Genomic DNA, 9,822 nt, shown 5'->3' with positions numbered 1-9,822 from the left:
GAATCCAAGCGTCTTTTTGTTAGGCTCTTTTCGTAAACTTTGTTGCTATTCACTATAAATTTCAACTAATATCCTGGTATATCGTCGTAAAAACCCCGGTGAGAAGGAAAGAAAAGAGCTGCTCGTTTTTTTTTTTTTCGAGTGTAGAACTTTTGTATACAGGGGAAAAATCCGGCACCTGGAATTTTTCCGAAAGCATCAATATGCGATAACAGTCTTTGTTACGCTTTTTTGGCAGTATCGACTGCAGCAATATGATGAACGGGTTCAGGTACACGGGATAAAATGGCGATTCCGATGATGAATAAAATGACAAGGCTGAAGACCCCTGTACTGGAGTTGCCTGTGAGCTGTGCAGTCATGGCCACCAGCAGTGGTCCCATGATGGATGCAAACTTCCCGAAGATATTATAGAATCCGAAAAATTCATTGGAATTTTTCTTTGGCACAAGTTTTGCGAAATAAGAGCGGCTAAGTGCCTGGATTCCTCCCTGTGAAGTGGCGACCAGCATCGCCAGTATCCAAAAGTCCATAGTGGTTTCCAGGAAGTAAGCGTAGATGCAGACAAAGATATAAATGATGATACCGACATACAGCATCTTCTTCCCGGTGAACTTCTCGGAGAGTCTTCCATATAGAACGGCAAAGGGACCGGCAACAACCTGTGTAACAAACAAAATGATCAGCAGACTGGTGGAGGAAATGCCAAGGTCAGTGCCATATGCAGTGGACATGGTAATGATTGTGCCCACACCATCAATATAGAAGAAATAGGCAAGAAGGAACAAAAACAACGGGCGGTATTTTTTTATTTCTTTGAATGTCTTCCCGAGGCGTTTGAAACTATTGACGACAGGCTTTGGCTCAGGTTCGATATAGTGGAGCTGGTGAACATTTTTGAACATAGGGATGGCGAACAGCCCCCACCATAACGCCGTAATCAGAAACGCAATCTTGCTGGCTGTTGTGGTTGAGAGAGGGATGGTCCCGCCTTGTGAAAGTACAATGATGGCGATACTGATGATGAATGGAATGGTGCTTCCAATATAGCCCAGACCAAAGCCCCTTGCAGAGACCCTGTTCATCTTTTCATCGGTGGTGACATCGGTAAGGAAAGCGTCATAGAAAACATTTGCTCCGGCAGATCCGACAGCGGCAAATGTATAACAGATTAATAGCATGAGCCATTGATCGCTTGGAATGAAAGCTAAAATGGCTGTAGCAGCGACTCCAAGGAAAAAGAAGAAAGTAAAGAACTTCTTTTTATATCCTTGATAATCGGCGATGGTTCCAAGGATTGGGCCGAGCATAGCCAAGATAAACGTGGCAATGGCAATGGTGTAACCCAGGTAGGCTGTAGAATTCGCCGCGCTTACCCCTGAATCAGTGGCAGCGGCTTTATAGAACAAGGGAAAAACAGCAGTGGAAATGATAATGGAATAAGCTGAATTGGCCCAGTCATAGAGCATCCAGCTATTTTCTTCTTTTGTGAAAGACTTCATCGGTTTTGACCTCCCTGAGACGGTTTCAGATTAATTGTACAGAAAATATGGATAAGGAGATTGAAAGTCTGTAACTTTTACATAAATTTTACAGTGACAGCAGTCCTCTTACTGGCGAACCATCCGTGTCTCCAAGATGGAGTCCAAGCAGTCTGGCAAAGGTTGGGCCCTCATCTGTCAGGTGCATGGAAGGGACGATTGCTCCCTCTTTGATTCCCTTGCCTGATGCAATTAATATAGTGTCGTAATCAGGCTTTTCAGGGGAATAACCATGGGATGCAAAAGTGTATTTGCCGGCCTTCACCTCTTCGGAAGTAATCACATCAAGGTATTCCCCCTGGAGCCCTTCAGTGATATAAAAGCCCAGCGAGGCTTCTATCATGAAAGCGCATGTTCCATCAGCTCCTCTTTCTCCGGCTTCTTTTCCATTAAGAACTTCCTCGATACCGTTTTTTTCATCAACCTTCAACTTGTCTAACAGAGCCTTGACTTTTTTATAGGTAACCTGATCATCGCGATCCTTTACATATATATATGCCGAGCCATCACAGCTTTTGCAGTAAGCTCGCCAATCGGTGATTTTTCCTTGGGCATTCACATTGATCAGCCCTTCCTCCTTCAGCAGGACATTTGGCTTAATGGCTTTTGATTCATCCAGGGCACTGTGGTCCCCCAAGGCAATGATGGTGGAATGGTCATAAATTCCCGCCTCCCTTAAAGCCTTTATGATTCTTCCCAGCCTATCGTCGTGCCTCTTCAAGGCTTCGTGAGCCTGTTCAGAAGAAAACCCATGGTAGTGTCGGTGAGAGTCAAGATCAGTGAAATGGATAAGCATCAGATTTGGTTTCTTTCTTTGGATGGTTTCCACCGCTGCTTCAAGGACAAAATCATCAAGCTGCGGCTGGAAGAGGCCATTTCTTATGTGGCCGAAACGGCGGTTCATCTCCAACTGGAAAGAGGTGCTTCCATTCCAAAGTGACACGGCAATCTGGTGATGCCATGGGCGGTTGGCGAAGATTTCAGGCATGTTGTAGTCGATCTCCGCTTTAGCTGTTACAGGCCACAATAATGCAGCAGTCGTCAGGCGGGCTTTTTTTGCTTCATCATACAGAGTTGTGCCTTTTATATGGTGTCTGTGCCAATGCCAATCCGGTGAAGGGTTCCCGGGTTGAAGCTTGGTGTTGCTTACCACGCCATGTCTGCTGGGGAAATTGCCCGTCACTATCGTTGCATGGCACGGATAGGTAACAGAAGGGTAGATAGTCTTTACATTGGGACAATAGGAGCCGATTTTCAAAAGCTCCTGAAAGTTTGGCATTTCCTTTATAATTCTAAGATCCAAAGACGAAAGACAGTCGAATGAAATCACTATCAAGTGGTCAGTAAGTCGATCCATAGAGCCTCCAAGTGTCGTAATATTCTAAAAATAAGTGGTGTATTAAATATAACAGAAAAATGGGACTGGAAGATATAGGTTTTGGAGGGGAGGGCTAAAAAGTGTGAACTACTGTCCTCTAAGTGAGCCTGGATGGGACAGTGCCCAAGACAGAAGAGGTGAAGTGAGAGTAAGGATAGATTCTAATTAAATGGTTCAGAAAAAACTGTAGACGAGCGAAAGCGCTTCCTATAACTGCAAAAGGAATTGCCTTTTTGGCAGCCTGCATATGCTGGACAGCTCTGATATACACTCAGCAATGCAAAAAAAAAAAGAACCCCATCTCAAGGGTTCTTTCCGTTAAGCTTGTATATAGTCATAATCATAATCCACACTGTCATCATTGAAGTAGCTTCTGATCAGATCTTTGTCTGAATGGGGGATTTCTTTTCCTTCGACAATCTGAGCTTCATTGATGCAGCCGCTTGTCAGCAGAATCAGGTCATTTTCATCGCTGAGGGCAAGTGCGGACAGCACACCCTCTGAACGGGTTCTCTCTGTGTAAATATTCTCGGCTGAAGGATTGGTGAATCCCTCGAGAACATGTCCGATAATTTCACCTGGATCATTGAAATCAGGGTGATCAACGGAAACGACGATTTCATCCGCTTTTCCTTCTACCGTTTCTGCCATGAGCGGCATCTTGGACTTATCCCTTATCCCGATACCGGTGATCAGCACAATCAGCCGGTTGTATTCCAGTTTCTTCACTTCGCGCAGCAGGTTGTCAAGAGCTGCGGGCGTATGGGCATAGTCGAGCAGGATTTTTCGGTTGCCATACTCAGTCAGCAGTTCAAATCTGCCTTCTGGCCCTTCGAGGGAAGGCAGTGCCAAAAGGATCTGGTCAATAGTGTAACCAGCATGCAAAGCAGTGCAGATAGCTGAAAGGACATTGGCGACATTATAATCTCCTATGACCGGTGCCCGGACAATATAGGATTCATTCTGTACTTTAAGCTCAAAAAACGTCTCATGCCCGATGGTTCTTAAGTTGGAGGCAGTTACATCCGCGCCGGAATGCTTATCCAGACTGTATGTCAGTACATCATTGGAATAAATGTCGAGGATGTCTTTTGCCATACCGTCATCATCGATGTTTACAACCGCTTTTTTGGCCTGTTTAAAAAGTTTCAGCTTGGCCTTCTTGTAATTTTCAAATGTTTTATGAAACTCCAGATGTTCCGGAGAAAGGTTGGTATGTATCGCGATGTCGAATTCAATACCTTCAACCCGCTTCTGTTCTGTTGCAACTGAGGATACTTCCATTGCAGCAGCCGTATCTCCACGCTCATGGAACTGATTGAAGATGTAGTGCAGATCAGAGGACTCCGGCGTTGTCGGGGTGCTCTTCTTTAAATTGATCTTCCCTGTTGAAGAAATGATACCGGTTGTCCCTATGGAGCCTGTAGGAGTCCCAAGGAGTGTCATCAGTGATTTTACATAGGCAGTGACAGTGGTTTTCCCGTTCGTTCCTGTCACCCCGATGGTCATTAGTTTTTCGTGTGTTTTTTTATAAAATAAGATGGATAACCTGGCAAGAAATGCTCTGGCATCGTCCACAAGTAAAAATGTTCGGTCAGTATGCTTTTTGCTCGCCGTTTCAAGCACTTCCGCATTTTCTCCGGCAAGTACAGCCGCTCCATTTTGAATGGCATCCTCAAGGAATGAGTGGCCATCATGGTTTTCCCCGCTGATACAGACAAATGGCATCTTTCTGGACTCTTCTAGAGTCATAATTGACGTTGGTGATTAATCTATTCTGTTGTCCCCAGAGTTGCTTGATTCCTAACTGATCCTGTTGTGAAAAGTCAATATTCATTGGCTCTCTCCCTTTGATATGAAGTCAGTCACCCTCATCAATATATAGTTTGACCGTAACAGCGGCGGGCCTATACAAGTGGAATGCTTCTTGTTATGCATCCTGATACTTTATGGGTCATTTTCTCTCCCTCTATACCCTGATCCCTGAATAATAATCTGGAAAAGATTTCTTGGAGGTTGTTAACCCGGGACAATCTTATGATATAAATAAAAGGAGAGCAGGATTTTATATAATAAAAAAGAGGAGGAGTACGATTTGAATAAAATTAAATGGGGAATTCTAAGCACCGCCAATATTGCCAAAAAAGCATTGATCCCCGCTCTTCAACAGTCTGAAAATACCGAAGTGGCAGCAATTGCGAGCATAAGCGGAAAGGCAGAAGAGACGGCGGAGGAATTTTCAATACCGAAGTCGTACCAAAGTTATGAGGCACTCCTTGATGATCCGGAAATTCAGGCAGTTTATATACCTCTTCCCAATACAATGCATAAGGAATGGGTTATCAAGGCTGCGAAAAAAGGAAAACATGTATTGTGCGAAAAGCCTGCCGCATTGACCCTGGAAGATGTACAAGAAATGGCTGATGAATGTCAGAAGAATGGCGTATTGTTTATGGAAGCATTCATGTATCAATTCCATCCCCAGCACCTTAGGGTAAAAGAGTTGATTGATAAAGGTGCTATCGGGGAAGTACGCCACATGCATTCTGTTTTCACATTTAAAATGAATCCTGAAAAGAATCATCAGAATATCAGGCTGAACAAAGAACTGGGAGGGGGAAGCGTTTGGGACGTAGGATGCTATTGTATTCATTCTTCACGCTATATCCTAGGCCAGGAACCATCCGAGGTTTATGTGAAAGGAAGCATCCATGAAGAGTTCGGCGTTGATATGAAAGCCTCAGGCATCCTCAGCTTTGAAAATGGGGTGACGGCAAGTTTTGAGTCAGGGTTTGAACAGCCCATGAACGACTCCTATGAAATTTCAGGAACAAGTGGCACAATCAAGGTGCCTTCTGCTTACCGCCCGGATCGGTTCCCGGGAGGTAGGGCAAGTATTGTCATAACAGACGAAAGGGGCGAGGAAAGAGAAGAAGTGCTTGAAGGAAACCCCTACGAAATCCAGGTGAGCCACTTCAGTGCCTGCATCCTTAAAGGGGAGCATCCTGTATATACATCTTTTGCTACCATGCAGAATATCAAAGCTATTCAAGCTTGTTATCAATCAATGGAGAAAAACTCTCCAATCAAGCTGTAAATGAAAACTGTTCCCTACTAAAATGGGGGACAGTTTTTTATGTATATAAGAGGGTACACGAGAACAAAAGAGGAAAATCGTAAAAACCAGTTGTTGTACATGCATTTAACAATAATTAAACAAAAATACCACCGCGAATGTTTTGAAATTGTTATTGCGGGCATATAGTAAACAAGAAAGCTTAATAACATTTTAAGGAGGAGATAACGTGAAAACATTGGATTCAATTGCACTTATATTATTAATTGTTGGAGGCTTGAACTGGCTGCTTGTCGGGTTATTCGAGTTTGATTTAGTGGCAGCTATCTTTGGCGGACAGGACGCCATCCTTTCAAAAATCGTCTACGTTCTGGTCGGTCTTTCTGCACTCTATTGCATCAAATTATTTGGAAGAATCAAAGATTAATAAACAAAAGCCATTCCGAAATTGGAATGGCTTTTTCAATGTGCGGGGACGATGAAAACGGGATATCTTCACCTCATCACCCCACAAGCATTCAGGCATCAGGCTGTCTTTTGCTTTGTGACAAGGGTGATTTCATTTCAAACAGGCTCCCACAGGTTATCGATCCCCTGTACCCTTTTGAGCGTGGTGATGGCTCCCTGGTGCAGACCTTCATGCCAGTTGGCAAAGGAGACGACTTCAGCCAGTGTCTCAAATGCGATATCCTTCGTCATTTGGAAGGGTTTTTCTCCTTTTTGGGAAAGCCTCCCCATAAACGATGCTTTCAACCTCTCTGGCTGTGCAGAAAGAAGCTCCCGTAACTCCTTCAAAGAAGGGGCTGTTGATTCCCACTGATCCGGACTGGTGTTAAAGCCAAACAATTCATTGAAGCCTTCAGGGATATTCCCTTTTTCCCCGGCGAATGAATGGACCAGGTTTTCATGAGACAAGTATATGTGCCCCAGGTTCCAGCGAATGGAGTTTTTAAAGCCATCCGGTACCGTGTCGGCCATTTCTTCCGTTGTGTTATCCAGTGCGGCCAGTGTCCTCATCCGGATGAAATCAAGCTGTTTGAATAATTGTGAATCGTCCATTATGATACCCCCTGCATGCGTAGTTTCTTTAACTACTTCTTTATTGATTAAAAAAAGTCCTGTTAATTACAATAAAATGCAGGATTCAGAATGACGGGATTGAAGTATATAGGGTGGTTTGTTTTTTTATAAGGCAGTTTCTCAATAATTGCTGCATTCGGAAGGATCCATATAGCCGGATTACTTCAGTAACAGAAAAGCAGCAGGTTGTCAGGCCAATTAATTTGCAATTCATATCGGTTTTAAGAAAGAATTAATATAAAAGATATAGATTCCCTGAAACTTTTCAGAGAATCCAACGTATATGTTAGTAAGAACAAGTTACATTGAGGCGGAGGTGAAAACATGAGTATCCTGAAAAGGCTCTTCGGCAAAAAAGAAAAAGATGTACCGGTCGTGAAAGAGAGAAATGTTTTCACAATCGAAGTTGGAGATATTGTTGCTTATGACCTGGAGGATTATGAAGTGGTCAGCAAGCTTACATATAATGACCATGGATTCGAATGGCTTGCATATCAACTTGAAAGCCCCGGCAGGACGGTTTGGCTCAGTGCCGAAATGGATGACCAGGTGTACCTGGGGATTTATGAAAATGCGAAGCTGAAGCTGAGTGAACCAATCCCGGAGGAAATTGAATATGAGGGCACCCGATATTACCTTGATGAGTCAGGGAAGGCAAGTGTAAAAGGGGATGGCCGGGGGAAAAATGTAAATGGCATAAGCTGCCGCTACTTCGACTATGAAGATGAAGAGGAAGAAAAATTCTTATCTGTTGAAATCTGGGGAAGTGAAATCGAAGTCAGCAGCGGATATGAAATCAATGAATATGAAATCAAGATCATTGCCAGCAAATAATCATATGGAGGTTATATCATGTTCCAAATGTTTAAAAGGGTTAAGACTCTAGTAGGTTCAGAATTGAATGCCATGCTTGATAAGGCTGAAGATCCGGTCAAGATGCTCGACCAGTTCATGAGGGAAATGGAAGCGGATATCCGCGATGCGGAGGCAGCTGTTGCAAAACAGATCGCTAACGAAAAGATGCTTCAGAGAAAATATGAAGAAGCCGATAAGATGGCTGAAAAGCGTCAGCAGCAAGCAGTCAAGGCTTTGGAAGCAGGAAATGACGACCTTGCCAGAAGAGCTCTTGAAGATAAGAAAACACACAGTTCCCAAGCGGATACACTGCGTGAATCCTATGAAAGAGCTAAAACGGATGCAGGCAGCCTGCGCTCCAAGCTGGATGAAATGAAAAGTGAATACAACCAGATGAAGCTGAAAAAGGATTCGTTGAAAGCCCGTGCAGAGTCAGCCAAGACACGTACAAAGATGAACCGTGCCATGTCATCCATCGGAGGGGACGAATCAAGAAAAGGTTTCGATCGAATGGAAGAGAAAGTCCTGCAGTATGAAGCAGAAGCTGAAACCAGCGACGACATGCGGTCTTCAAGCCGCAGCCTCGACGATGAACTGGATGCGCTAGACCAAAACAATGACATCGATGATGAATTGGCAGCGCTGAAAAAACAATTAGGCAAAGAATAAACACTATGCCAGGAACCGCCCATTAAAGCGGTTCCTGCTTATGTGTGCTCTATGGTTGTGCCGGGGGCTTTTTAATGACGATGGTGCGCTTCAGGGCTTTAAGTTGAAAATATTAGTTCGGCATGCCTTAAAGAGGAAAGCCAAAAGAAAATGAAAGAGTGCAAAGGGAAAGAGGTGAGAGAATGAAGAAGCCGTTAGCGGTGTTGATCCTTTTAGTGGTTATGCTGGCCGGGTGCGGTCCGGGTGCTGGATCCGGGGGCGGTTCAATTTTTAAAGAAGGCGTAGCAGACTTCATCAATAATAATTACACCTTTTCGGACACGGTAGCCAGCGGGACAGATAACAGCAATTATTCAGAAGTTTACATAGCGGAAAACCAATCGATAGATGAAGTCGCCCAAGCGATTCAGGATCATCAGGAGCCGGCGAAGGTCAGTGAAAAGAAAGACAATAGACAGGTGCTTGTATATGACCAGCTGTTTGTCATCCTGACGGCAGATGATCAAAATAGTGCCAACACAATGATCGAAGTGGCCAATGATCAATTTGTCCGCAACAATTACAGTCCTGATTTCTTTGATGGCCTGCTGCTTCTCTGGGTATTGGACGAAGTTCTGGATGTCGATGACTGGGGCAAAAAACAGCGCTTGAAATGCAGGAATAATCCTGAGCTGTGCTATGGAGGCTACAGTTCATCAGGAGGAAGTTTCAAAGGTTACAATAAGTCACCTATCCGCGGCGGGTCCTCTTCTGTAAGGGGCGGAGGTCCAGGTGCAGGAAAATAGGCAATTGAGAAGGGAGAAGAAGAAATGGAACCATTTATTTTGACAGTTATGTATTTTGCAGTGGCAATCATCATCGTCTTGTTCGGACTTTATATCTTTGAACTGCTGACAAAAAAATATAAGGATTGGGATGAGGTGCTGAAAGGGAATAACGCGGTCGCTCTTTCCATCAGCGGTAAGATCATCGGAATCTGCATCATCCTTGCTTTTTCCATTTACCACAGCTCAGCACTTACAGACACACTGATCTGGGGAATATTCGGGGTTGTCCTGCAAATGGTGGCATATCTGCTGTTTGAACTGCTCACAAGAAAATTCTCTGTGGAAGAACAGCTTCATAAAGGCAACATGGCAGTAGGAATCATCACCTTCGCCGTATCAGTAGGACTCGCATTCGTCATTGGGGCTTCTATTACCTAAAAAGCGGAAGCGCCTTGA

General features: G+C 44.1%; 10 protein-coding genes. 6 read left to right on the top strand and 4 right to left on the bottom strand.

Going from position 1 to position 9,822, the window contains the following annotated elements; all coding sequences use genetic code 11:
- Window positions 1-221: 221 nt before the first annotated feature.
- From D3H55_RS23340 to D3H55_RS23330, 3 genes are all read right to left on the bottom strand, one after another.
- Window positions 222-1,502: an MFS transporter gene (locus tag D3H55_RS23340; RefSeq protein WP_119549723.1), complete on the bottom strand. Its 1,281-nt coding sequence runs from the start codon at window positions 1,500-1,502 to the stop codon at window positions 222-224.
- Between the two features lie 88 nt (window positions 1,503-1,590).
- On the bottom strand, window positions 1,591-2,898 hold the full coding sequence (locus tag D3H55_RS23335; protein WP_119549722.1) for an alkaline phosphatase family protein: 1,308 nt from the start codon (window positions 2,896-2,898) through the stop codon (window positions 1,591-1,593).
- 339 nt (window positions 2,899-3,237) lie between these two features.
- Window positions 3,238-4,671, bottom strand: coding sequence for a Mur ligase family protein (locus D3H55_RS23330; protein ID WP_240628765.1), 1,434 nt, complete (start codon window positions 4,669-4,671; stop codon window positions 3,238-3,240).
- Window positions 4,672-5,014: 343 nt separating this feature from the next.
- Between D3H55_RS23330 and D3H55_RS23325 the strand changes: the two genes are divergently transcribed.
- Complete coding sequence (locus D3H55_RS23325; RefSeq protein ID WP_119549721.1) at window positions 5,015-6,016, top strand: Gfo/Idh/MocA family protein; 1,002 nt, start codon at window positions 5,015-5,017, stop codon at window positions 6,014-6,016.
- Window positions 6,017-6,224: 208 nt separating this feature from the next.
- Window positions 6,225-6,422, top strand: coding sequence for a DUF378 domain-containing protein (locus D3H55_RS23320; protein WP_119549720.1), 198 nt, complete (start codon window positions 6,225-6,227; stop codon window positions 6,420-6,422).
- Window positions 6,423-6,559: 137 nt separating this feature from the next.
- On the opposite strand, the gene D3H55_RS23315 is transcribed toward D3H55_RS23320, so the two are convergent.
- Complete coding sequence (locus D3H55_RS23315) at window positions 6,560-7,054, bottom strand: DinB family protein (protein ID WP_119549719.1); 495 nt, start codon at window positions 7,052-7,054, stop codon at window positions 6,560-6,562.
- A 345-nt stretch (window positions 7,055-7,399) separates the two neighbouring features.
- On the opposite strand from D3H55_RS23315, the gene D3H55_RS23310 reads away from it, so the two are divergent.
- The 4 genes from D3H55_RS23310 to D3H55_RS23295 all read left to right on the top strand — a co-directional run bounded on the left by D3H55_RS23310 (window position 7,400) and on the right by D3H55_RS23295 (window position 9,804).
- On the top strand, window positions 7,400-7,909 hold the full coding sequence (locus D3H55_RS23310; protein ID WP_119549718.1) for a DUF4178 domain-containing protein: 510 nt from the start codon (window positions 7,400-7,402) through the stop codon (window positions 7,907-7,909).
- Window positions 7,910-7,927: 18 nt separating this feature from the next.
- Window positions 7,928-8,599 carry a PspA/IM30 family protein gene (locus D3H55_RS23305; RefSeq protein WP_119549717.1) on the top strand — a complete coding sequence of 224 codons (672 nt, stop codon included), beginning with the start codon at window positions 7,928-7,930 and terminating at the stop codon, window positions 8,597-8,599.
- A gap of 182 nt (window positions 8,600-8,781) precedes the next feature.
- Entirely contained in the window at window positions 8,782-9,384 is a 603-nt protein-coding gene (locus D3H55_RS23300) for a DUF4247 domain-containing protein (protein WP_119549716.1), read from the top strand.
- Window positions 9,385-9,408: 24 nt separating this feature from the next.
- A complete protein-coding gene (locus D3H55_RS23295; RefSeq protein ID WP_119549715.1) occupies window positions 9,409-9,804 on the top strand; it encodes a DUF350 domain-containing protein in 396 nt (131 codons plus the stop codon).
- Window positions 9,805-9,822 lie beyond the last annotated feature (18 nt).

It is taken from the genome of Bacillus salacetis, assembly GCF_003581585.1.
GTDB lineage: Bacteria > Bacillota > Bacilli > Bacillales > Bacillaceae_B > Rossellomorea > Rossellomorea salacetis.
Note: the sequence above shows the minus strand (reverse complement) of the source record. Positions and strands in the feature narration are given on the sequence as shown.